The organism is Pseudomonas sp. GW821-FHT02H06 (assembly GCF_059421525.1).
On sequence record NZ_JBWKVD010000009.1, the window covers coordinates 16,240 to 40,007 of the forward strand.

Genomic DNA, 23,768 nt, shown 5'->3' on the forward strand with positions numbered 1-23,768 from the left:
GCTCCGTTTTTTTATGCCACCAACCCGAATCAGGCCAGTTTCTTGTGACGCACGCGGTGCGGCTGAGCGGCTGCATCGCCGAGGCGTTTCTTGCGATCGGCTTCGTATTCGGTGTAGTTGCCTTCGAAGAACACGGCTTGGGAATCGTCTTCGTACGCGAGGATGTGAGTCGCCACGCGGTCAAGGAACCACCGATCGTGAGAGATCACAATGGCGGCGCCCGGGAAGTCCAACAGGGCTTCTTCGAGGGAACGCAGGGTTTCAACGTCGAGGTCGTTTGACGGTTCGTCGAGCAGCAGGACGTTGCCACCCTCCTTCAACGTCAGCGCCAGGTGCAGACGACCGCGCTCACCGCCAGACAGGTCCTTCACGAACTTCTGCTGATCGCCGCCCTTGAAGTTGAAACGGCCGACATAGGTGCGCGAAGGGATTTCGTAGTTGCCGATCTTGATCTGATCGGAGCCGTCGGAAATCTGCGCGAACACGGTCTTGCTGCCGTCCAGATCGTCGCGGCTCTGATCGACGCACGCCAGTTGCACGGTCTCGCCGACTTCGATGGAGCCAGAGTCGGGTTGCTCCTTACCCATCAGCATGCGGAACAGTGTCGACTTACCGGCGCCGTTACCGCCGATCACACCCACGATGGCGCCTTTGGGCATGGAGAACGACAGGTTGTCGATCAGCACGCGATCGCCGTAGCCCTTGGTGACGTTTTTGAATTCGATGACCTTGTCGCCCAGACGCGGACCGGCCGGGATGTAGATCTCGTTGGTTTCGCTGCGCTTCTGGAATTCCTGAGACTGAAGCTCTTCGAAGCGTTGCAGACGGGCCTTGGATTTAGACTGCCGCGCCTTGGCACCTTTACGGACCCACTCGAGCTCTTCTTTCATGGCCTTTTCATGGGCCGACTGCTGCTTGGATTCGGCCGCCAGACGGTCGGACTTGGCTTCAAGCCAGCCGGAATAGTTGCCTTCGTACGGAATGCCGGCGCCGCGGTCGAGTTCCAGAATCCAGCCGGCGACGTTGTCGAGGAAGTACCGGTCGTGCGTGATCGCAACCACGGTGCCCGGGAAATCGTGCAGGAAATGCTCGAGCCAGGCGACGGAATCGGCGTCCAGGTGGTTGGTCGGTTCGTCGAGCAGCAGCATGTCGGGGGCGGACAGCAACAGGCGGCACAGAGCCACGCGGCGTTTCTCACCACCGGACAGGTGTTCGACCTTGGCATCCCAGGCTGGCAGACGCAGCGCATCGGCGGCGACTTCCAGCTGGCGCTCAAGGTTGTGGCCATCGCTGGCCTGCAGGATCGACTCGAGCTTGGCCTGTTCGGCCGCCAGCTTGTCGAAATCAGCGTCCGGCTCGGCGTAAGCGGCATAGACTTCGTCCAGACGCGCTTGAGCGTCCTTGATGACGCTGACCGCTTCTTCGACCACTTCACGTACGGTCTTGGTCGGGTCGAGCTGCGGCTCTTGCGGCAAGTAGCCGATGTTCAGCTCAGGCATCGGGCGCGCTTCGCCGTCAAACTCGGTGTCGACGCCGGCCATGATTTTCAGCAGTGTGGATTTACCCGAACCGTTGAGGCCGAGGACGCCGATCTTGGCGCCGGGGAAAAACGAGAGGGAGATGTTTTTCAGGATTTCCCGCTTCGGAGGAACAACTTTGCTCAGCCGATGCATGGTAAAAACGTAAGAGCCCGTTTTGCCTGATTTGTCACTTTTTGACATGGTTTGATTCGCCTTTAATCCTGTGTTTGCGGTGCTTTAATGGTAGCGAAAACGCTTAAATTCTGGAAAGCAAAACGTTAGGTTTCGCATTGACCGTACCCTGTTCCTGACTATACTGATAAAAGTTATTTTTCATGAGGGAGCGACATGGATTTCCAGGTCATAGAGCAGATTGTGAATGGTGCTCGTAGAAAGCTGCTGGTGCAAGACTGCATCCCGGTCTACTACCCCAATCTTTACATCACCATGGAGCACTCTGGCAGAGCACTGGAAACAACAAAGAAGTACCTTGAGCATCTGATTGTGCTTGAGCAGTTTCTGCACTTTTCCTCCATTGATCTTATTTCTCGCCTCGAACAGCCCCCTCCCAGCCAATACCTGACAGACAGTGAGCTTTCTAGATTTGTATCGGACGCGGGGTTTCGCAAGGAAACCTTGGCCACGAAGTATGCAGGGATGCGCTTGCATGCGACTGCCTACAAATCCGTTGGCAAGGTCCATGCGCAGCAGCGAATCGAGGCGGTACGCGACTATGTCGCCTTCCTCTATGACAAATTGGGTGATCACTCAACGCGATATGCGGCAGTTGACGATCTGAAGAAGCGCATCAACCGCAAGATGAAAGCGGCCAGCCCTGCGTGGAAAAGTACGCGAGTCGATGAAATAAAGGGGCTGACAAGCCAGGAGCGAACTCGACTGCTGGAGATCATGCATCCGGATAGCGCCGAGAACCCCTTTCCAGATAAAGCCAACAAGCTGCGCAACTACATCATTTTGCTGTTGGGTCTCGACATGGGGCTGCGACGCTCCGAGATGCTGCTGATCAAGACCAGCGATATTCACTGGCACAGTCGTCAACTAGCAGTGGTCAACCTAGAGGATGAGAGCCTCGATCCCCGAACCATGGCCCCGCAATTCAAAACCCACGAGCGCATGCTGGTGATGACCGATGACCTGTATCACGCGATCAATGAGTACGAATTGAATTATCGCCACAGAAAACCCCGTAGCGGCACATCGCAAGCGAGAAAGCATCCGTTTTTGCTGGTGGCGCACAAGCGAAATGAGGGTGGCCCCCTGACCATCAAAGCAATCGATGGGGTTCTATCCAGGGTCCGAGAAATGGCGCCGGAACTGGCTCATGTGCACCCACATATTCTGAGACATGACGCCGTCTACACGATGCTGGAAAGCATGCGTGAGGAACTGGCAGCGCTCACGCCAGAGGATCGCACCACGCAAGTTCAAAAGACCCTCACATGGATGTTCGGCTGGAGTCCCGGATCGGACATGCCAGGCCGCTACGGCTCGAAATTCTGGAAGGAAGAGGCAGACAAAGCGATACAGAAACGGGCAGAGCGGTTTAAGGCCATCCGTCAGAGAGCCGGTAAGACACAAGGAGTTTCAGACTGAACATTGCCGTCGAAGCACTTCAGGCACCCACGAAGTTCACTCTAGATGCGTGGCTGAACACGCCTCGCCTAGCGAAATGTGGGCAGGTGTTCACACCCGCCGAACCGATGTGGAAACCGGATAAATCGGCTAGACAATCAGTCAACTGGGAAGCGGCCATTGCCTGCGTCTCGCCGGATTGGCAGCCCTGGTTGCACGCCATCCTTGCGTACCGAATGGCCGATATGGCAGCAGACACGGTTGCTAACGCCGCCAGTGGGTTGTCGCGTGCTGCTCAGGCCGGGATTGACCCGCTCAACGAGGATCACCTGATCGCTCTACGAGAGCGCTTGAGCGAAAGTGAGTTTAGTACCATTGCCACTTTGGTGGCGTTTTGGCACGACTGCGAATCTCTCGAACAGCGCCCTTCGCAACGTCTGATCGGTGCCTACCGAGCACTGCCAAGGAAAAAGCGTTCCAGTAACGATGTGATCCTTAGCCTGGACCCCAAACAAGGCCCATTCACGCAGGTAGAGCAGGACGCGCTGCATCAATGGATACATGAGCAATTTTGTCACGGTCAGTTAGATCCCGAGCAGTACCTTTACCTCCGTTTGTTGATGATTTATGGGCAACGTGGCGTTCAGGTGAGAATGATGGTTTTTGGTGATTTCACCAAAGACGATCATGGCTGCAAGGTCAGGTTTCATTGGGCAAAGCAAAAAGGCGACGAGGCGGGTTGGCGAGGAAAGTCCGAAACATTCAGTCTGGATGAGGATCTCTTCAACACCGTGCAGGCTTACAAGGCAATGATTCTGGCGCAACTCTGGCAAACGTATCCAGACGGTGCCAACTGGAATGTAGCCATTGAGAATGTGCCCCTCTTTCGCCGGAAGCTGGAAGATAAAGCAGAGCCTAGGGAGCGGATGAATCCACCTGTTTTGCTTGATAGCCCCCTTCAAAAAAGCCTCGAAGACGCGCCGCAGCCGATCTTTCATGTCGGACCAGGCACGGTCAGGCCATGGCTTGCTCGCATCGAGCGGATGGAGGGCTTTCCGATTTCGCCTCGCACCCATCAGCCGCTGAAAATGACGCGGGGGCACCGGTTCAGGCACACCCTCGGCACGGACCTTTCTAATGCAGGGCTGGATGAGTGGACTATGGCCCGCGCATTTATGCACAGCGATACTCAGACGGTGCGCAAGTACCGGCAGGTATCGGCGGAGTTAATGGCGCTGGTCGACGTGAAGATGAGCGACCATCTGGCCTTGGTTGTGAATGCGTTCACCGGAATCATCGTCACGGATCGCGCCTCAGCGAAAAACGGAGATCGAGCGGATCGACAAATCGAGGATGTGGCAGTATGCGGTGCCACTGCCGCCTGCTATCTAGATGCGCCGTTTACCTGTTACGCATGCGCAAAATTCCAACCCCTTCTGTACGCCAATCACCATGAGGTCCTTGAGCGATTGGAACGTCGTCGGATGCAAACTATTGACACGGATAAAACGACCGGTGTGCTCTGGGATCGGGCCATCCTGGCTTGTCGGAAGGTCATTTTGGATTGTGAGGGTATGCGCCGACCATCGGACTCAAGGGGAAAAGAGGAATGACCGATGCGCTTGATTCTGGACCGACCAATAACATTGTTGATTTTAAGCCCAGGAGCCAACTGGCTGCAGAGGCTCACCTCGCGGCGTTTATCGAATGGGCAAAAGATACCCTGCCCAAAGGCATTCCCAATCGAGTGAACGAGAGTATCCGCTGGGAAGACAGCAGTTGGCACCAGCATGGCCTCACAAGCTGTAGCTTCACAGCGTTAGGATCGAGCATAGATTTCCCAAAGGCGATGCAGGCGCCCTTCACTGAGTTCGCCAAGGCCATACTGGTGTACCGAAGGGTGTATCTGCAGAAAAAGACGCTGAATGACTGGGTGAACGCTCTGAGGGCGCTGGAAGTCGCGCTCTACGAGGTGAAAAGCACGCGGGATGTGACGCGGGTTTCCGCCGCTGTCTGTAATAAGGCGTGTTGCCACATGGACCTTCACTGGACAAAAGGCAATAACGCATACATCCATAGTAAGTCACTTGAAGCCATCATCACCCTGATGCGTGACAAAAAACTCCTCAGGTCAGATTTCCGATGGACCTCTCCGCTTACGCGGAGGCAGCGTGGCACGCTCAAGCAGCAAAAAACGGATCGAGAAGAGAAGCTGCCCGCCCCTGAAGCGATCAAAGCCCTCGGGGAAGTGTTCAATAACGATTTGACCAGGCCCCTTGATATCGTTGTGACATCCGCCTGTGCGCTATTGCTGAGTGCACCCAGTCGCGTGGGTGAATTGGCCGATGTTGAATTGAAGTGCTTAGTATTCAAAGAGGGTAGCCAAGGCAATCGGCGCATGTTCCTGCGCTGGTACGCGGAAAAGATAAACCAGGTGGCGCTGAAGCCCGTCGTTAAACCTGAGATGGAGCCGGTCGTCGAGCGGGTCATCATGTTATTGAAACCGATCACCGATGAGGCGCGGGCTTACGCCGCCTGGCTGGAAGACCACCCCGATGAGTTTCCGCCCCATGAAGGACTGCCATCCAAGGGACCTGATGAACCGCTCACCTACGCCGAAACCTGTGCCACGCTGAAACTCACCGTTCATGAGGGCTACAGCCCGCGAAGCGTCTTCAATGCCAACTTCCTGAAAAGCATGGAGAAGCAAAAAGCGCTCAGCCCCGCCGCCCGAATTCTATTGGCGGAGATCCGTGGCGGGTGGGATTACAGCGCAGGAAAGCGCAAATATCTTAAAGGCAAGCAGGGAGTCTGGGGTTATGAGTTTGACGATCAGAGTGTGATCACGATGCGCAAGCTCAATGTGCTGTTGCGGGAGAAGTATCTTCCAAAGAATTTTCCATACACCACGCCGTACACGGAGGGCAAAGCTCGGGTGAAGTACCGTGATGCCCTGTTTACCGTGCGCACTGGAGCAATGGCTGAAGACTCAGGTAACAGCGTTGCGACACACGGGTTTGGCGTGGAGATCGCAGCAACCACTAGCCGAATGAATGCGCAATTAGGCAACCACCCTAAAGTGAAAAGCCTGTTCGAGCGCTGGGGCTACCCCGGTGTCAAGGTCAACACGCACGCGTTTCGGCACGAATTGAACACCGCAATGCACCAGGCCGGTCTGTCGCAGCTCCTAATTGACACCTTCTCTGGACGCACGACGATGGGGTCAGTTTACAACCATGAGACCATCGAGAATCGCACCCAAAGGGTTGCAGCTTACCACCCCAAAACGAAGCACAGCACCGCTGCTCAGCGCCTGGACAAGATTAAAACCAATCAGCCGCTGAACTTGGTTGAGGTGAGGGAACTGCGCGAGGGTGAGCGGGACCGCATTATTCATCAAACCCATCTCGGCGTTTGTGTGCACAACTTCGCGTCTGAGCCCTGCCCGAAGATGGGTGCCTGCTTGGACTGCGGGCGGCTCGGTTGCGTAAAAGGAGATGACGTGAAGCTGGGCAACCTCATGGAAGAACGCGACGACCTTAAACGCCGCCTTGATAAGGCTATGGATGCACAGTCTCGTGGCGTGTTTGGGGCATCGGGGTCGGCCAAAGAACTGGGTGAGAAGCTCTTTAGGTGCGAGGCGCTAATCCAAATGCTGGAAAACTCCGAACTCGAAAACGGTGACATTGTGTGGAACGCCGATAACGGGTGGACGCTGACTAAGAATGCCGCCGCAATGTCGGGGCTGATCGAGGTCAAAGCCATTGAAGAGAACGAGGCGCAAGAGGCGTTGTCATCGTTGGATGACGTCTTAGCTTTGCTTGATGAGATCGAGGGTTAACGATGGGGCATTTAACGCCAAAGGATGAGAAAAGCATCATCAAGCTGATTGAGGAATGGTCAGAGCCGAAGCTGACTTGGCCGTTGCTCGTTGAGGCCTGCAAAGAAAAACTGGGTATCAGTCGTGCTCGCCAGTCCCTGATGAATCTACCTGCCGTGGATTTAGCGATGAGGAATTGCAAGGCGGCATTGAAGGCTCAGAAGCTGAAACCGGGCTGGGTTAGCGATATTCAGGCCGCCAACGAGCACATTGAGAAACTGACAGCGAACAATCAGAAGCTGTTAGCTGCTGTTCGAGAGATGCACAGCCGGTTTTTGATCTGGCAAGCCAATGCGGATATGCACGGACTAACGCGATCGATGTTGGAACAGCCGGTTTCACAGCTTCGAAAAAAGACGTGATCCGGTGTTCAGAAACTTATACCTAGAAAAGACTTATGGAGGTTGCGAACTGAAGCCCGCCGGCGTCTACACGGGTCGAGCCTGTACAAATGTCACAACTTACGTCGGTCACGACCTCTGTTTCGACTCGCTCAGTTATCTTCATAGCCTTGCCCCACCCTTGTGTACTCGGGGAGCCAGCATACACGTGCTAAGCAGACGAGCGTCTTCGCCCGATGTGATGCTCGTGGCGCTAATGTCGCCTATGGGCCGATAGCTGCCACTCAGTGAAGGTGGAAAAGCCTCAAGATCAAGCCCGAAGCTTTCTCACCGTCGGCCTCGTATAGACCGTGCAATCGGGCCTGATCGGTGAGTTTGTGTAGATTGAAGTGGTTGTAGAACGCTTGACCCAGTCGCTGATGCTCGAAGCTCCCTTGGCCCCAGAGCCGGATAAACTCCTCACAAGCAGCGCGTTCGATCTGTAGCGAGGAATCAGTTCCCATGTCTGGCTCCCACCAGTAGAGGTTCCCAAACGTACCAACTGCCTATCAACCCTTCAAGCTCGGCCTTTTCAATCAGATAGTCAGCTTTCGGCCAGTTGCCGCCGTTCGTGACGGGCGCCAATCGGCCCAAAGCTCACTTCAATGACAGTGGCGGAGGGCGCCCAAGTGCGCCTGGGTTGCTGACTATAACTGGCGATAAAATACGTTATCACCAGTTTTTACCGCTTGTCGGTTTTGTAGGCGAAGGCAATGCGTGACGTTGCTTTCGTGACTGTAAAGGTGAGCAATGATCGAGAAAGAGCCAATGGTTGGAATGCTATGCAGGAACTGACGAAAACCCATCAGAATGATCAGCGTCGGCTCACGTCGGTCGAATTTCAGACGCTGGCCCGGGTTCCGGCCGCGGTCGAGTGGTTTGCCAACCTCGACAACCCGCGCACTCGTCGTGCCTACCAGAATGACCTGGAAGACTTCTGTGGGTTTGTCGGTTTGGCGTCGGCCGATGAGTTTCGCGTGGTGACCCGATCGCATGTTTTGGCCTGGCGCGCCCAGCTCGAGCATCGCGGTTTAGCCGGAGCCACGATCCGGCGCAAATTGGCCGCGCTGGCCAGCCTGTTTGATCATCTTCTGGAAAGCAATGCGATCGCCGGCGGCAATCCCGTGCATGGGGTGAAACGACCGAGGATAGAAAGCAACGAAGGCAAGACACCGGCACTGGGCGATCACCAGGCCAAAGCGCTGCTCGAGGCGCCCGATGAAACAACCCTCAAAGGGCTGCGCGACCGGGCGCTACTGGCTGTTCTTCTCTATCACGGGCTGCGCCGTGAAGAAGCGGCGCTGCTGCAGGTGAGCGACATCCAGGAACGCCGCGGGATCCGGCACCTGAAGGTGCATGGCAAGGGCGGCAAGGTGCGCTACCTGCCGTTGCACCCTGTGGCAGCTGGGCGCATTCATCAGTACCTGGAAAGCTCAGGGCATCATCTGGCCGAGCGGAAGGTGCCACTGTTCATGCCGCTGCGAGGTAAATTGACCGGCGCCGGGATCACGGCCAACGGCATCTATGCCGTCGTCACGGCCTACGCGAAAAAGGCCGGAATCGAGGTAGACGGTCTGGGGGTGCACGGACTCAGGGCCACCGCGGCCACCAATGCCCTGGAGCATGAAGCGGATATCGCCAAGGTCCAGGCCTGGCTCGGACATGCCAATATCAGCACGACCAAGATCTATGACCGGAGAGAGAACCGGCCAGAGGATTCACCAACTTACAAGGTGAAGTACTAATAGAGGGAGCGCTGAAAGACCCTGAAGCGAGATTGGAATATCATCGCTGAGTAAACTCCTTACGCGTGCCATCTGCATGCATCAACTCAACATGAAGATTCTGTCGTCCGACCACCACAGCCAGCAGAGGGCGCCGATCCGCGCGGGTCTTGGCCAGAGTTCTCCATTCATCCAGATCGATGTGTGAAGGGCTCGGCACCTCTTGCGGATGGGTATGCCACTCTCCGATGTACCTCACCAAGCCATTGGTCTCCTGCCAGCGCCTGTCCGCCAGGCTCTTGTGACCATGGATCATCCGCTCGAAGAAATAGCGCAGACGGCGATCTTGACGAGTCGGCTCGCTGGCCTCGAGCACTTCGAGATGTTTTCCGCGTACATGCCCCAGCAGAATGCCTCCGGCCTCCGTCCCTTCATCGCTCTGGACATGGCGCTCGAAAATCTCTAAGACGTTTTGGCTGAGGTATACGAATTGCTCATCTAATAGCCTTTGCCAGGTAGTCATGAACCGCATGCTGGACACCCCGGACGCTTGAGAATAGTGCAGTCTGCTGTCAAAGGCTCGTGGGCTCTGCTCAATACCCGGGTGGACAGGCCGGGCCAATGGTAATTACCGACCCACGCCATGGCAGCATCGAAGCCTAGGGCAGCAGCTTGCATGGATACTGATGCGGAGAACGGAACGTAAGGCCCCTCGCAACCTTGCCCAGCAAAGAGCGGTTCGACCCCACCTTCAACCGCGTGGAAGTCTCCCCAACTCTCGTAATCACAAAGACAGCGATAGCAGCCTTCAGACGCATGGATACCGATGTACGATCGAACGGCGATACCTGCGCCTTCGATCCATATATGTAGCAGCGGACATGTTTGTGAGTGACAAGCAGCAAGCCACTGACCCAATGATTGCTCGCCGGTGGCATCGATCAGGAGATCGAACCCCTCAAGGTTCACCTCCTTGGCATCGTGGGTGATAGCCCGCACGTTCGATGCCGGCATAGCACGCTTGATCTCATCTGCCATCGAGGTAGCCTTGGGCTGGAAGCTCTTGTCGACGCCCAACCGGTGTCGACCCAGATTTCCCGGTTCGAGCCATTGGTTATCGACCAGCATGAGCTCCCCACCTAGCGAACCTGCCCCGGCCTTGGCCAGCATCTCCGCAAGATACCCGCCTATCGTTCCGCAGCCCACCATGGCGATGCGTTTGCCGGCGAGCGTGGTTTGGCCTGGAATATTGCGCTGAATCACATAGGCGTCGTCAATGCGAATCATGTGAAGCCGATGAATGCTTAGGTCATAGATAGGCAGGCGCTGATCACGATACGATCCGCGAGGAAATTTCTGTAGGTCGAATACCGCAAATCCGTAGGGCATCGAAGGTGAATCAATCACGACAATCGCGAAATCCGCTCCTTTGCGGTAGGCCTTGACAATACGTGCTTCAATTTTGCGCCGGCATGCGTCATCAAGCTGCCCTTGCCAATGTAGCAATTGCCTGACGGTGTTCGGTGGCCAAGCATCAGGCGTGGGCCTGGGTGCTGCTTTCGTCGTCACCCAATTAACAACGAAATCCAGTTCGCGCTGGTCACCCGGTCGATGCTTAAGCTTGGCTAAAGTGCGTTTTGGATCATCACTGATCGCGTAGGCTTTCCCTATTTTCAGAAGAGATCCTTCGCCGGTTTGACGCGCGCTCACATCCATATATAAAGCTTCGCCGGGCCAAAAAGCGAAAAACTCTTCAGCCAGATCGTCCACCCGCTCACCCGCCATTATCTGATCGAGCACACGCGCTGCCTGTTCAAAGGCCGCCAGCGTCTGACCAATGGGGTCAAAAATATCCACCACAGCTGTCGCTTCTGCGATGTAACACAAGAAGCCGTCTGCCCCCACATGTGGGGCGATCGGCCGCAAGCGCTCAGGTACCGGGCTCAACTGCACTAGGGGGAATGTCTGAAAAGACCGGTCGATCAACGCCAGACACGGCACGTCGCCGAAACGCGTAGGGAGTACGCCTTCAACCAGCAATGTGGACGAGCCTAGCTGGTCCACGCATCGTTCAAACCCGAGAGGTTTCAGCGATGCGAGCAGTTCAGGTATCACGCTCATCGCGTTACCCTGCTTTTGTACGCTTGACGATTTCAGAAGGGCCACGCTCAGGTGGGGTCGCGACCATCACCGCCGGCATCGGCTGCGCGGGCTGATCAGAGATAAGATCTGGACGGTTCGGGAAGCGATCACCCAGCATGGCGCACATCCACTGGCACGCCATATCTTTTTTGGCGTTGTCTGCAGTCGACGCCTCCAGGTATTTCCTGAAGGTTTCAAATTTCTCTGCAGCCTCGGCGACACCTTCCTCGCCAAGTGCATCAGTCAGGTAGACCTTGGAATCGACCGGGCTCTTTACGCCGTTGCGCAAGGCTTCCGGCAGACCTTTTACAACGTGGAGCAGCGCTAGGTCGTCTCTCTTGTAGTGGAACTGGAAGAGCGGGCAGGCTGCGGCCATCAGCAAGATGGAACTCGGGCCACCTTTGTCCCACTGCTTGTCACGAAACGCCTTGATGTAGCGAATCACTCGACGTAATTGCTCCTCTTTGTCGGAGACTTCCAGCTCGAACCATTCCTTCATTTTCAACGGGTCAGAAATGATCCATTTGTCCTCGCAGGCAAGAAGGATTTTGTCCGAAGGCAGTTTCTTCCAGCAGTCTTGTTCCGAGTCCATCGCAAGAGCTTTGATCACCTTGTAATTACGGGCCTCCATGCTGTCTACGATCTTCAGATATTGATCATCCGGGATGGCGTATAGCGGGAGATCAATATGGGCAAAAGTCGAGATTTCTACGCGTAGGCAGGTGTCTCTGGACGAAAGATCCCAGCCTTTTTCATCGCATAGTGATTTCAGGACATCACATACCGCAGCACGGAAATCTTTGATGGCCATGGTAGGCCGGTTCTCCTCCGTCACAATGCTCATCGGCAAGTAAACACCGTCATCGACATCGGACTGTTGTGGAGGGGTTTGGCAGGGGCGGTTGAGGGTTTTATAGGCCCAAGAGCCTTGAATAAAGAATTTTGGATTGCAATCCTTGCCTTGATAGCCCCTGTCTCGAAGGGCTCTTGGGAGCTTACTGCGCAACGCATCGCGCACATCTGCCCTGGCCGAATTAATGGTCTGTTTCTCGGAATTGCTGAGATCCAGTTCTTTCAAGAAGGTGGTGTGTTCATTGGAGCTGTAGAGCAGCGGGCTGAGGTTTGGCATTTGACGCCACTCCTATCTCGTTTAGGGCCTTCAATGGTCAAGCCTCATGGAGGCTTACAGGGCGCCCGGCGTCCAGCTGACGTCACGCCAAGCAAAAAACAAACCCCGCCCCACGGCCCGCCTAATCCCCAGCGGTCGTCGATTCTTTATGCAGTACTGCGAAGCGGTCGCAGCATGGATCCAATGATGCCACTACTCTACATGTAGTGCAATAAGAAGAGTTGAGCACAACATGTAGTATCATTGCGCATTGACATCAGTTCCATCGTTGCGATTCTGACCGATTTGGTTACTCCCTGTCGCAGCGCGCTCGAACGAGATGTAGCCGGCTGTATTGAGCCCTTGGTTCCAGTTGCGATCTGTAAAATACACGCCCTCCATCGAGACCTTTCCATCCTCATCACGCACCTGAACGCGAGCCGCCCCGTTGTGATGGCTACAGTCGGAAATCTTCGGATTGCTGGTCAGGTTCTCATAGATGTAATTCAGTTCGATCGTACCGTGCTGCCAGTCACGCTGAACGGCTACACAAACGGTGCTGGATTTCGAATAGCGGTCATTAGCCTCAAATTGCATGCGCACGCGGATAAAACGAGAGAAAATTTTGACCTTGCCCTGCTTGGTTATCTTGCCTTCGACCTCAGTGTTTCCTCTCAAGCGCTCAATAGCGCCCCAGTTCGATTGAAGTGTCACATCCCACGCGCCGTCGATTGGCGGGAAGTACGTCCTTACAATAGGCAATTTGCAAATCCAAGGGAAAATGAATGTCTCGCCCAAAATGAGAAAAACAAAACCAGCCAGGCTCGAAGCGCTGGACAGCGCTTTCAGTAGGTTGGCCGGCTGGTCTAGAAGCGTGATGATGTTGCCATGATTTATCAGGGCAAATATCGCAAGGGTAACAATCAGGAAAGCGATGGCTGTGTTCTTGATTCCTATCACTTGGTACATGTGTGCTCCTTTTTAGGCAAAGCCTCAGGTCAGACGCTAACTTGTCATAGCTCCGAGTGAGCGAGAATAACCGTATACCGGCACACACGCAGCCGCGTGAGCAGCATTTTGTGAGCGCAGCGCTTTGTGCCATTCCTCAGAGGTGAGAAGCTATACACTGACCTCCTGAAAAGTCGCGCATTCATGCTGTTTTCTAATGGACATCCGTCAGCACTTTCGTACGACGGCCAAGATTATGATTTTACTCACCTGCATCCGACCAATATCGTCTTCAACCTTTTGGGAGGCGTTCAGATTGCTGGTGAGTGCCGCTTCAGAAGCCACTGCTATACGCGTGAGCTGGACGCTGGAGAGTCAGAGAAGGGGCTGATCCGGATAGATGACGAGAACGGCAATGAACGGTATTTTTGCCCGGAACGGCACCAATTGAGCATGAAGCTTGGGGGCTGGATGGCTACTTGGTGCGATCAAAAATGCATCCAGGGCAAGCACTATCAGCACGGTATAGAGAACTGGTTGATCATCGAGGATGATTTGGGTGTGAAGGTAAAAGTCGCTTTCAGCATCGACAAGCACGAGACGTTAGCACTAGGAGTAATGCTGTGGATCAAAACCACACATCCTTACGACCGCAGCAAGCCTCATGAGCCTACCCGTGACAACAGCATTCCCTTCAACACACTGGCGAAAACCGTAGCTCATACGGGGAAACAGCCAAAAATCGCTAAGGCTCGGGGTGGCAGGCGATAGTCAACAGAAACAAAAACGCCGCTCAAAAAGCGGCGTTTTTGTGAACAGGATTTCGGGTGCTCTTTAAACCAGTGGTGTCTGGAGCCCTCGGCTATGAGGTCGGCTGATAGAATTCCCACACATCTTGTGTGATCCCCGCGCACATCTATCTACTGCTGAAGATACCGTCAGTTGACACTCACGTCAACTATGTCATCACCAGCGTAACGGAGTACCAGCCTATCCTCAGTGAGTTGGCAGCAGGCCTCAAGCAAAGCCTACAGCCAGTGATTTAGCAATGTTCACGAAAAATGAAACCCACCTCCCCTACCTATATTCGTCCTCCGGCCAGTCTGGCGGCACTTGCTGTTTGCGGTACCAGTGCGCACCCAAACCTATCGTCGCGCAGATCAAAACCAGCCAAACAGCAGTTTCAACAACCATTAGATCATCACTCATAGCTTTCTCTCGGGACGGGGCCAACTCTCAACGTCAGCTCTATATCCAGGTTGCCGGTGGAGCAAATGCCGCTGCAACTGACTTACCATGAAAAGGCCCCCGAACTGTCGGAAAGTCCGGAGCTTATTTAACGTAAATCCCGTTGTATGCTGCTGGCCGGTAGCACAGTCCGTAAGCCGAGTCCGAGGCCGACGGCTGCTTTGGGGCCAAAGCAGCCGCTAGCTGGGCAATGGAGGTCGCGGTTTGGCGGGCGCCACGATCCGCCGCAAATTAGCAGCGCTGGCCAGCCTCTTTGATCACCTGTTAGAAAGCAACGCGATCGCCGGCGGCAATCCCGTGCACGGGGTGAAACGACCCAGAATAGAAAACAACGAAGGCAAGACACCGGCACTGGGTGATCACCAGGCAAAAACACTGCTCAAGGCGCCGGATGAAACGACGCTTAAGTGTTCAGCGGTTCTGCGCAATAGATTACCTCGCGCGTTGCCGTGCTTAAATATCCCTAGCGGGGGTTAACATAAGTCTTTAAATCTCTAGCTACGATTAGTGGCCGTTTTTGAGCAGGTGCCTGGCTGTCTGCACCAGCTGATCCGCCTGAACGCCGCGTCCGAAAGAAATATGCATGCCGTCTGGAGTTATTCAAATACTGAGGGGAAATCCATGGAAATGTACGACGAGGTCATTTTCAGCTACCGCCTGCCAAACGGACACGAAGGCGGCCACTTCCAGACGACAGACCTCGAATGCACGCAAGACCGATACGAAGTAACGACTTCAGGCCGTCTGGTCCGTGTCTGCACCCAGGATGTCTGCGAGCGGCCTGTGGGCGACTTGAGCTATACCGGATGGCTCGACATTCGCGATGCTGTCGAAGAATACCGACTGGAGTTTACGAACGGCTCGCTGCGAGCAATTCAGATCATGGACGAAGACGAATGGGTGCTTTTCGATCCGGCCAACTGCATCGAAACATGATAGCGGCCAGACCTGGTAAAGCAGAAAGCTCAGCGCTGGCAACGCAATACGTAAAATCGCGTGTCAACCGCCATAAGCGGAAAGCTCGCTGGCAACGCGTTCTTCTCGACGAGCTCGAATCCGTGCTTTTCATAAAATCGATGGGCCGCCAGAAAATTCGCCGTGGTCCCAAGATAGATCCGCTGCAATCCTCGCCGCTGAGCAGCTTCAAGCAAGCATTCCAATAACTGTCGTGCCACACCGTACTTGCGGCCGCGCCAAGGCGCGGCAACGAACATCTTGCGCAATGCCGCCTCGCCGTTGCCGATGTCCTTTAAGCCGATCGAGCCAATCACTCCATCCTCACATCTTGCCACCCAGAAATCCCCCGCGCCGGTCTGATAGAACGTCTGGATCGCCATCAGATCGGGTTGCTCCTTAGCCGAGATGTTGATGCCAAACTCCTCCCTCTGAATGGGCACGATCATCTCGACGATGCCTTGCTCATCACCTTGCGCATAACGATCAATACGAATTTTGGAGTCAATCACCGCACTTTCCTCTCATAAGTTCTGGACCTCTGCAGTGGTTATACCCTGCGCCTCTGAAGTTTATTTTTCGCCGTGCAAACCTGAAAAAAATCTGATCATTCTTCGCCACATAGCCACTATATGAAGTAGCCGAGCGATGAAGTAGCCGAGCGGTTTAACAGAATCCCCGTTGTACGCTGCTGGCCGGTAGCACAGTCCGTAAGACGAGTCCGAGTCCGACGGCTGCTTTGGGGCCATACCGGCCCATGGCCTGCAACGAAATGGCGTTAATAGCGTTACACCACACGCGCTGTGAACCAACGGCACCTAAGGAGCAGGTATGACCCAAATTTCAGGCATCAAGAAAGCCACCAGCTATACGGATTTACAGGTCACAAGTGCCAGTAGCCAGGTCAGCAAGAACGCGATCGAACTTATCGTGCAGGGTACGCCTGGCAACGACTACATACGTGGTGGGCTGGCCAATGAACTACTGATGGGTGGAGGCGGCAACGACCAGCTAGTCAGCGGGGGGGGCAACGATGTGATGGTCTCCAGTGCCGGATACGACGGTATGGACGGCGGCGCCGGTAATGATGTATTCCGCTTCGACCGCCTCGGCGACAGCTATATCAAGGACGGAGGCGAGTATACCGACACCATCAACTATTTCGATCCCGCCCACGATATCCTCGACGTGTCGGCTCTGGGCTATAGGCATTTAGGCAATGGTTATGGCGATACCTTGCACATCCGTAGCGAGCCTCTGCGCGGCATTTACATTTTGGAAAGCTACGAGCGAGACGGTAATGGCAAACATTTTGCCGTGCAGTTTCTGGCCAATAGCGGCCTTATTACCGATGCCAACTTCCAGCCGCTGATCAACGGCACTTCGCACAACGATCTGCTCGAAGGCACACACGCCAGCGAATCCCTGAAGGCCGGCACTGGCCGCGATACCGTCGAAGCAGGTGCGGGCAATGACCGGCTATTCGGCGGCGCCGGCGGCGATACCCTGAGCGGCGGAGCAGGTGCCGACAATTTCGTGTATACCCGGCTCAGCGACAGCTACCGTAATGATGCCAGTGGCAGCTACAGCAGCCGCGACCTAATCACCGACTTCAGTGGCAGCGGCCATGACATGATCGACGTGTCCGCATTGAGCTTCACCGGGCTGGGCAACGGCTACAATGGTACGCTGAAGGTGGTCCTCAACTTGGCCGGCGATACCACCGCGCTTAAATCGCTGGAGCCCGATGCCAACGGCAACCGCTTCGAAATTCTGCTCAGCGGGAACCACGTCAGTGAGCTCAATGCCAGCACCGTGCTGTTCGCCCCGCCCAGTGACGCGACCGCCGTGACCACCCCGCAGCCGATTACACCAGTGAATCTGGCCGGCGACGACAAGGCGAACATCCTGTATGGCTACTGGGGCAACGACACGCTGGCCGGCGGCGCCGGAAACGACACGCTGGAGGGTAACGCCGGCGACGATGTCCTGACCGGTGGGTTAGGCGCGGACAAGCTCACTGGCGGTACAGGCAACGACCGGTTCGTGTTCACGAGCAGCGCCGACAGCTATGCCGGCAGCAGCGACCTGATCACTGACTTCATCTGGGGCCAGGACAAGCTCGACGTCGCTGCGCTCGGCGTGACCGGTTTGGGAGACGGCCGTGACGGTACCTTGCGCATGACCTACGATGAAAACACTGATCGTACCTACCTGCGCAGCAGCGAAGCGGGGGCCGATGAGCACACTTTCCAGGTCACGCTAGCCGGATTCGACTACACGCAGTTGATCACCAATTCCGATTTGGTGGTTGCCGATAAGGCAGAGGTGGTCCTCATTGGCCACACCACTATTGACATTGACCACGTGGGCTAACGCTGCCTGAGCAACCGGGCTATCAGCACGCAACTTTAGCTTACGCAACCGCTACGGTGTGCGTGCTGGACCACAGCTGCCGGTCGCGCCTGACCGCTTTCGGCCAGAAGCGGACACTCGCGCTCAGTCATCTACTGGCGTGCGCCATGTGAAATGCAGCAACGCGGTAGCTGCCAAGCTGAAGTAAACCGCAATCAGCGGTGCAAATTGCACCACCACGTACTCAGCCGGTGGCGAGCCAGAAGTTACGAGTTAACAAAGATCCTGCGGTAAGGCACCTAGGCCAGCCCAGCCTGGACCTGATCTTTGGCAAGGTGGCCGAACAGGCGCAGTTCCCGTCACGCAAGGCTTCCGGCATTTAAGCGGAGCTATCAACTGGCTAATGGAGTGAACTGAGGCCACTCCATTAGCCATGCTGTCTCAACTCCACGGCTTCCATAAGCTCAAGCCGGAGCATGCGCCGCGAAGTTGCGGTACTGCCCTTTGAAGTACAGCAATGGCTGAGTTGCAGCAACCTCTTGCAGGTTCAACGCTTTCACTTCACCAATCACAATCAGGTGATCACCAGCGGCGTGTTCGGCGTGAATCTCACAATCGAGCCAGTGCAGGCTTCCGGCAATGACCGGATTGCCCAGCGGCGACGCATGCCACTCGACTCCTTGCCACTTGTCCGTGCCTCGGCGAGCAAACTGGTTGGAAATATGAATTTGCTCACCCGACAAGATATTGACCGCGAAGCGGCCAGCCTGGCGAATCTTTGGGTAACTGGCAGAGCTGCACATGACGCTGAATGACACCAATGGCGGGCTCATCGACACGCTGTAGAACGACTGGCAGGTGAAGCCAACCGGCTCGCCGTCCACCTGTGAAGTGATCACCGTGATGCCCGATGCGTAGTGCCCGAGCGCTTCGCGAAAGCTCAGTGGCTCGATGGCAATTTCAGGGAGTGGCATAGCGGGTCCTATATAGAAAATGCGGCTGACACTGTTAAGCAGAAATGGAGGAGCCCGATCAGTTGGCTAACTCCAATCCTTTCCTTTGCTGGGCAAAGTGCTTCGACTCAAAGCGATCTGTTCGCCCCTTAATCTGCGCGCCAATTTCCAGCCTGGCTTAACGCGCGTTCAGGAGTTCTTTGCGAACGATTTCTGCGCCATCACTCAATGCGTTCAGCTTGCCTCGGGCGACATGGCGGGGCAAAGGTGCCATACCGCAGTTCGTGCATGGGTAGAGCTTGTCAGCATCGACGAACTGAAGCGATTTGCGCAGTGTGTTGGCGACTTCCTCCGGCGTTTCGATAGCATGGTTTGCCACGTCAATTGCCCCAACCATCACCTTCTTGCCGCGAATCAGTTCGATCAGGTCCATCGGCACGTGGGAGTTGTGACATTCCAGCGAGACGATATCGATGCTGGATTTTTGCAGTTTAGGGAAGACCTCTTCGTACTGGCGCCATTCTGAACCCAGTGTCTTTTTCCAATCGGTATTGGCCTTGATGCCATAGCCGTAGCAAATGTGCACAGCGGTTTCGCACTTCAGGCCTTCGATGGCGCGCTCCAGCGTGGCAACGCCCCATTCGTTCACCTCATTGAAGAACACGTTGAAGGCCGGTTCGTCGAATTGGATGATGTCGACCCCGGCAGCCTCCAGCTCCTTAGCCTCCTGGTTGAGGATCTTGGCAAATTCCCACGCCAGTTTTTCACGGCTCTTGTAGTGAGCGTCGTAAAGGGTGTCGATCATTGTCATCGGACCAGGCAGAGCCCATTTAATCGGCTGCTGGGTTTGCGAACGCAGGAACTTGGCGTCTTCGACAAACACCGGTTTTTTACGCGCTACAGCGCCGACCACTGTAGGCACGCTGGCGTCATAGCGGTCGCGAATTCGAACGGTCTCGCGTTTTTCGAAATCGACACCTTCAAGGTGCTCAATGAACGTCGTCACGAAGTGCTGACGGGTTTGTTCGCCGTCACTGACGATATCGATACCGGCATGTTGCTGCTCCTGCAACGACAGACGCAGTGCATCCTGCTTGCCTTCGATCAATGCTTCATCTTGCAGTTTCCAAGGCGACCAGAGCGTCTCGGGCTGAGCGAGCCAGGAAGGCTTGGGCAAACTACCGGCAGTGGAAGTGGGCAACAGCTTTTTCATGAACAACAGCCTTGTTTTTTAATTGATCAAAAGGCGCAACTAATGGACCACTGCTCAAGCACGGCCTGGTAGGGCTTGATGAACTGCTCTTCGGCAAATTTGCCCTGCTCAACCGCCAGGCGACAGCGCTCCTCCCGGTCGTACACGATGCGGGTCAAGGAGTAGTCCTGATGCTTCAGGCTCGGTTGATAGGATTTGCCTGCTATCGAGTTCGCGTTGTAGATCTCGGGCCGGTAAATCTTCTGGAACGTGTCCATGGTGCTGATGGTGGCAATCAACTCAAGGTTGGAATAGTCCGCCAGCAGGTCACCCGAGAAATAAAACGCCAACGGCGCAGCACTGTTCGGCGGCATGAAGTAACGCACGGTCATGCCCATTTTCCGGAAGTATTCGTCGGTCAGAGAGTAGGCATCCTGTTGGTACTCAAAGCCCAATACTGGGTGCTGATCCTCGGTGCGGTGGTATATGCGGGTGCTTGAAACGCTAAGGCAGATCACCGGCGGTTTGTCGAAATGCTCCTTGTAAGCCGACGAATTGACGAAGCACTTGAACAGCTTGCCGTGCAGATCACCAAAATCCTCTGGCGTGCTGAAACCGGCTTGGTTCTTGTTGTGCTCCAACAGACGCACGCTGAAATCATAGTCCCGCACGTACGAGGAGAAGTTGTTCCCCACGATGCCACTGATGCGCTCGTCGGTATGGCGATCAACAATGGTGGTTTTAAGAATTTCAATCAGCGGGATGGCATGCTCACTGCTGCCTGCTTCAATGTTCATCTCGGCGGAAATGATGTCCAGCTCGACCGTGTAACGATCACCGGTAGGATTGTCCCAATGGGCCAGCGCGTTGAAGCGGTTATCGATCATCTTTAACGTGTTGCGCAGATTCTCCTGACGGCTTTCACCCCTGGCCAGGTTGGCAAAGTTGGTGGTGATCCGCGTATTGCTTGATGGGGAGTAATTCTCGTCAAAACAAATGCTCTTGATCGCAAATGTGAATTCGTTGTTCATCGTAGCTGGCACCCTAATTTTTCAGGCAAATCTGAATCAGCTTCTGGCTTGTTCAGCTTCGGCCCGCAGTCTGTTTCCTCACTCGATGGCCATAAGCCTGACTTTGGTGAAGAGCTGGGCGCAGTTTAAAGCGGACACTACATGAACAAAAACGAATTGATTTCAAAAAAATATTAGTCACGCTCATGATGGGATGCAGGGTTTTGGCTGGAGGTACTAGAGAGGTTTTCTCCCTGCGTTCGACCTGCATTTGTCGCGAGAAATCGCTGAAACCCTTCTTTCTACGCAGGTAACAGGTAGCAAAGGCCCAGAGCCTGAGCGGCTGCTTTGGAGCCAAAGCAGCCGTTAGCAGAGAAATGGATGTCGCGGCTTGGCGGGCGCCACGATGCGCCGCAAGTTGACCGCGCAGGCAAGCCTCTTTGATCACCTCCTGGAGAGCAATGCGATCGCCGGCGGCAATACCGCGCATGGAGTGAAACCACCGAAGATTGAAAGCAACGAGGGCAAGACACCGGCACTGGGCGATCACCAGGCCAAGGCGCTGCTCGAAGCCCCGGATGAAACGACCCTTAAAGGGCAGCGCGACCAGGCGCTACTGGCTGTTCTTCTCTATCACGGGCTGCGCCGTGAAGAAGCGGCGCTGCTGCAGGTGAGCGACATTCAGGAACGCCGCGGGATCCAGCATCTGAAGTGCACGGCAAGGGCGGCAAGGTGCGCTACCTGCCGTTGCACCCGGTGGCGGCCGGGCGCATCCATCTTTACCTGGAAAGCTCGGGGCATCATCTGGTCGACAGGAAGGTGCCAATTTCACCCCGTTGCGCGGCAAGCTGAGCGGCGCTGGCATCACGGCCAACCGGCATCTATACCGTGGTCATGGCCTACGCGAAAAAGGCCGGGATTAAGGTCGACGGCCTAGGGGTCCATGGGCTCAGGACAATCGCAGCCACCAACGCTTTGGAGCATGAAGCCGACATCGCCAAATTTCAGGCCTGGCTGGGTCATGCCAACATCAGCACGACCAAGATTTATGATCGCCGGGAGAACCGGCCTGAGGATTCACCGACCTACAAGGTGAAATATTAATAGAGGGGATTGAAGCCTACGCAAGAGCTCACCCTCGCGCGGTGTCGAGAATATGGTGCAACGCAACCCATGGCTGCTCGCTCTGTCGACCAAAGCCGTCGAAGATTTCAGGAATACGGCGACAGCTGTGGCTTTAAGCATGGGTAATGTCTCGGCTTGCTTCGCCCTAATCAATCCTTCAAAGTTCGTGATTCACTTCACAGGTCTCTAAAAATGAATCGACTCTTCGTCTATGGCTCTCTTGGCCCAGGCCGTCCCAATGAACATGTAATGCAAAACATTGGTGGAACATGGGAAGCGGCCAGTCTCAGAGGAGAGCTCGTCCAAGAAGGGTGGGGTGCCAGTATGGGCTTTCCAGGACTGGTGATCAGCGAGACAGGAAAAGAAATTCAAGGGCACGTCTTTATCTCGGAAAATTTCGAAAACCACTGGGCTGATTTGGATGAATTCGAGGGTGAGGAGTATCAGCGTGTCCTTACGCAAGTGACGCTTTTTTCTGGTGACCAGGCTGATGCCTACGTTTATGCCCTGCGTTAGGGATTTGCCCTGTGGCGGCAATGAACCGCCATAGGCTTTGACTTCACGTCGATTTACCACAAATTCCGTTCCACGCAGGTAGCGGTAGCAGATGGCAAAGGCCCTCAGTCGGAGCGGCTGCTTTGGGTCGAAAGCGATCCTTTTTCACCAAGGGAGATTACAGCCAGGAAATCGTCAAATACCTCTCCTTAACATCATTGGCTGGCTGAAATCCCCTAGTGAACGCCGGCATTGACGTAGCGCACTGTCGGAGATCTGGATGAAATCGCCGGGCCATATCTTTCGAAAGGCGGCTCAGGTCAGACCTGAGCCATGCCGCCGTCGACCGGCAGCTCGGCTCCAGTGATGTAACTGCTTTGGTCGCTTGCCAGAAACAGCGCGGCCGAGGCTATTTCCTCTACTCGCGCCATACGTCCGAGCGGGATCAGCTTCGTCAGCGTCTCGCGCACCTCGTCGGACGCCGCCGCCATCATCGCGGTGTCGGTTGGGCCCGGTGCCACGACGTTAACGCGGACGTTGCGGGTAGCCAGTTCATTGGCCCAGGTGCGCGCGAATGAGCGTACAGCGGCCTTGGTCGCCCCATAGACGCTATAGCCTTTAGTGCCGATCGTATCGGCGATCGACCCCACCAGCACGATAGAGCCACCATCCGGCATGATCGCCGTTGCAGCCTTGGCGGCAAAAAGCAACGCACGCACGTTGAGGTCGAACGTCCTGTCGAAATGATCCTCGCTGATGTCATCTAGTGTCGCGAACTCGGAGATACCGGCGTTGACGACGAGCACATCCACCCGCCCGGCCTCGCTGCTCACCGCCTCGAAGAAGGCAGCGAGCGCCGTCAAATCTGAAGCATCAACGCGGCGGGCGTACAGCCTGCCGGCCGCAAGCTCGCTGCCCCCCTCTTCGGCGCGACGACTTGTGGCGTAAACGGTGGCGCCTTCCGCCGCGAACCGCTTTGCGATAGCACCACCAATACCACCATGGCCACCGACCACAACCGCAATTTTTCCTGAAAGAGTGCTCATACGTCCTCCCATCATTAGTGATGAAGAACAAGCTATCATTCCTATATCTAATCACAAGAAGGCACCTGATGGTGCTTAGATATCGAGGCGTATAC

Annotated in this window: 19 protein-coding genes and 2 pseudogenes; 11 read left to right on the forward strand and 10 right to left on the reverse strand. The window is 55.4% G+C overall.

Annotated features, from left to right (window positions below):
• Positions 1–29 precede the first annotated feature (29 nt).
• Entirely contained in the window at positions 30–1,721 is a 1,692-nt protein-coding gene (gene ettA, locus AC07VF_RS15825) for an energy-dependent translational throttle protein EttA (protein ID WP_495009277.1), read from the reverse strand.
• Between the two features lie 147 nt (positions 1,722–1,868).
• Between ettA and AC07VF_RS15830 the strand changes: the two genes are divergently transcribed.
• From AC07VF_RS15830 to AC07VF_RS15850, 5 genes are all read left to right on the forward strand, one after another.
• Positions 1,869–3,134: a site-specific integrase gene (locus AC07VF_RS15830; protein ID WP_346627973.1), complete on the forward strand. Its 1,266-nt coding sequence runs from the start codon at positions 1,869–1,871 to the stop codon at positions 3,132–3,134.
• Positions 3,131–4,726 (forward strand): tyrosine-type recombinase/integrase, encoded by a 1,596-nt coding sequence (locus AC07VF_RS15835; RefSeq protein WP_346631525.1) that lies wholly within the window; start codon positions 3,131–3,133, stop codon positions 4,724–4,726. Before AC07VF_RS15830 ends, AC07VF_RS15835 begins: the two co-directional genes overlap by 4 nt.
• Entirely contained in the window at positions 4,723–6,954 is a 2,232-nt protein-coding gene (locus AC07VF_RS15840) for a hypothetical protein (protein WP_346627972.1), read from the forward strand. The genes AC07VF_RS15835 and AC07VF_RS15840 overlap by 4 nt, the downstream gene beginning before the upstream one ends.
• A gap of 2 nt (positions 6,955–6,956) precedes the next feature.
• On the forward strand, positions 6,957–7,355 hold the full coding sequence (locus tag AC07VF_RS15845; protein WP_346627971.1) for a hypothetical protein: 399 nt from the start codon (positions 6,957–6,959) through the stop codon (positions 7,353–7,355).
• Between the two features lie 800 nt (positions 7,356–8,155).
• Positions 8,156–9,118 (forward strand): tyrosine-type recombinase/integrase, encoded by a 963-nt coding sequence (locus AC07VF_RS15850; protein ID WP_346631526.1) that lies wholly within the window; start codon positions 8,156–8,158, stop codon positions 9,116–9,118.
• A 40-nt stretch (positions 9,119–9,158) separates the two neighbouring features.
• Here the strand turns inward: AC07VF_RS15850 and AC07VF_RS15855 are convergent, their stop codons facing one another.
• From AC07VF_RS15855 to AC07VF_RS15870, 4 genes are all read right to left on the reverse strand, one after another.
• Positions 9,159–9,620 (reverse strand): Mov34/MPN/PAD-1 family protein, encoded by a 462-nt coding sequence (locus AC07VF_RS15855; RefSeq protein ID WP_346627970.1) that lies wholly within the window; start codon positions 9,618–9,620, stop codon positions 9,159–9,161.
• Complete coding sequence (locus AC07VF_RS15860; RefSeq protein ID WP_346627969.1) at positions 9,617–11,218, reverse strand: ThiF family adenylyltransferase; 1,602 nt, start codon at positions 11,216–11,218, stop codon at positions 9,617–9,619. The genes AC07VF_RS15855 and AC07VF_RS15860 overlap by 4 nt, the downstream gene beginning before the upstream one ends.
• 4 nt (positions 11,219–11,222) lie before the next feature.
• Positions 11,223–12,368, reverse strand: coding sequence for a CBASS cGAMP synthase (locus AC07VF_RS15865; protein WP_346627968.1), 1,146 nt, complete (start codon positions 12,366–12,368; stop codon positions 11,223–11,225).
• A 240-nt stretch (positions 12,369–12,608) separates the two neighbouring features.
• Positions 12,609–13,316, reverse strand: coding sequence for a Cap15 family cyclic dinucleotide receptor domain-containing protein (locus tag AC07VF_RS15870; protein ID WP_346627967.1), 708 nt, complete (start codon positions 13,314–13,316; stop codon positions 12,609–12,611).
• Positions 13,317–13,499: 183 nt separating this feature from the next.
• On the opposite strand from AC07VF_RS15870, the gene AC07VF_RS15875 reads away from it, so the two are divergent.
• The 3 genes and pseudogenes from AC07VF_RS15875 (at position 13,500) to AC07VF_RS15885 (ending at position 15,479) form a co-directional block, all read left to right on the forward strand.
• A complete protein-coding gene (locus tag AC07VF_RS15875) occupies positions 13,500–14,066 on the forward strand; it encodes a YjaZ family protein (RefSeq protein WP_346627966.1) in 567 nt (188 codons plus the stop codon).
• Between the two features lie 675 nt (positions 14,067–14,741).
• Positions 14,742–14,951 (forward strand): annotated as a pseudogene (locus AC07VF_RS15880) (tyrosine-type recombinase/integrase); the annotation flags it as partial.
• Positions 14,952–15,164: 213 nt separating this feature from the next.
• A complete protein-coding gene (locus AC07VF_RS15885; protein ID WP_346631523.1) occupies positions 15,165–15,479 on the forward strand; it encodes a hypothetical protein in 315 nt (104 codons plus the stop codon).
• A 29-nt stretch (positions 15,480–15,508) separates the two neighbouring features.
• Here the strand turns inward: AC07VF_RS15885 and AC07VF_RS15890 are convergent, their stop codons facing one another.
• Complete coding sequence (locus tag AC07VF_RS15890; protein ID WP_346627964.1) at positions 15,509–16,009, reverse strand: GNAT family N-acetyltransferase; 501 nt, start codon at positions 16,007–16,009, stop codon at positions 15,509–15,511.
• Positions 16,010–16,328: 319 nt separating this feature from the next.
• Between AC07VF_RS15890 and AC07VF_RS15895 the strand changes: the two genes are divergently transcribed.
• Positions 16,329–17,873 carry a M10 family metallopeptidase C-terminal domain-containing protein gene (locus AC07VF_RS15895; protein ID WP_346627963.1) on the forward strand — a complete coding sequence of 515 codons (1,545 nt, stop codon included), beginning with the start codon at positions 16,329–16,331 and terminating at the stop codon, positions 17,871–17,873.
• A 443-nt stretch (positions 17,874–18,316) separates the two neighbouring features.
• On the opposite strand, the gene AC07VF_RS15900 is transcribed toward AC07VF_RS15895, so the two are convergent.
• From AC07VF_RS15900 to AC07VF_RS15910, 3 genes are all read right to left on the reverse strand, one after another.
• Positions 18,317–18,826, reverse strand: a complete 510-nt coding sequence (locus tag AC07VF_RS15900; protein ID WP_346627962.1) for a flavin reductase family protein — start codon at positions 18,824–18,826, stop codon at positions 18,317–18,319.
• A gap of 157 nt (positions 18,827–18,983) precedes the next feature.
• Positions 18,984–20,018 (reverse strand): methionine synthase, encoded by a 1,035-nt coding sequence (locus tag AC07VF_RS15905; protein ID WP_346627961.1) that lies wholly within the window; start codon positions 20,016–20,018, stop codon positions 18,984–18,986.
• Positions 20,019–20,044: 26 nt separating this feature from the next.
• On the reverse strand, positions 20,045–21,028 hold the full coding sequence (locus AC07VF_RS15910; RefSeq protein ID WP_346627960.1) for a DUF1852 domain-containing protein: 984 nt from the start codon (positions 21,026–21,028) through the stop codon (positions 20,045–20,047).
• A gap of 364 nt (positions 21,029–21,392) precedes the next feature.
• Between AC07VF_RS15910 and AC07VF_RS15915 the strand changes: the two are divergent.
• Positions 21,393–22,111 (forward strand): annotated as a pseudogene (locus AC07VF_RS15915) (tyrosine-type recombinase/integrase); the annotation flags it as partial.
• 213 nt (positions 22,112–22,324) lie between these two features.
• Complete coding sequence (locus AC07VF_RS15920) at positions 22,325–22,648, forward strand: gamma-glutamylcyclotransferase family protein (protein WP_346627959.1); 324 nt, start codon at positions 22,325–22,327, stop codon at positions 22,646–22,648.
• A gap of 299 nt (positions 22,649–22,947) precedes the next feature.
• Here AC07VF_RS15920 and AC07VF_RS15925 read toward each other — a convergent pair whose 3' ends face one another.
• Entirely contained in the window at positions 22,948–23,673 is a 726-nt protein-coding gene (locus tag AC07VF_RS15925; protein WP_346627958.1) for an SDR family NAD(P)-dependent oxidoreductase, read from the reverse strand.
• Positions 23,674–23,768: the final 95 nt, after the last annotated feature.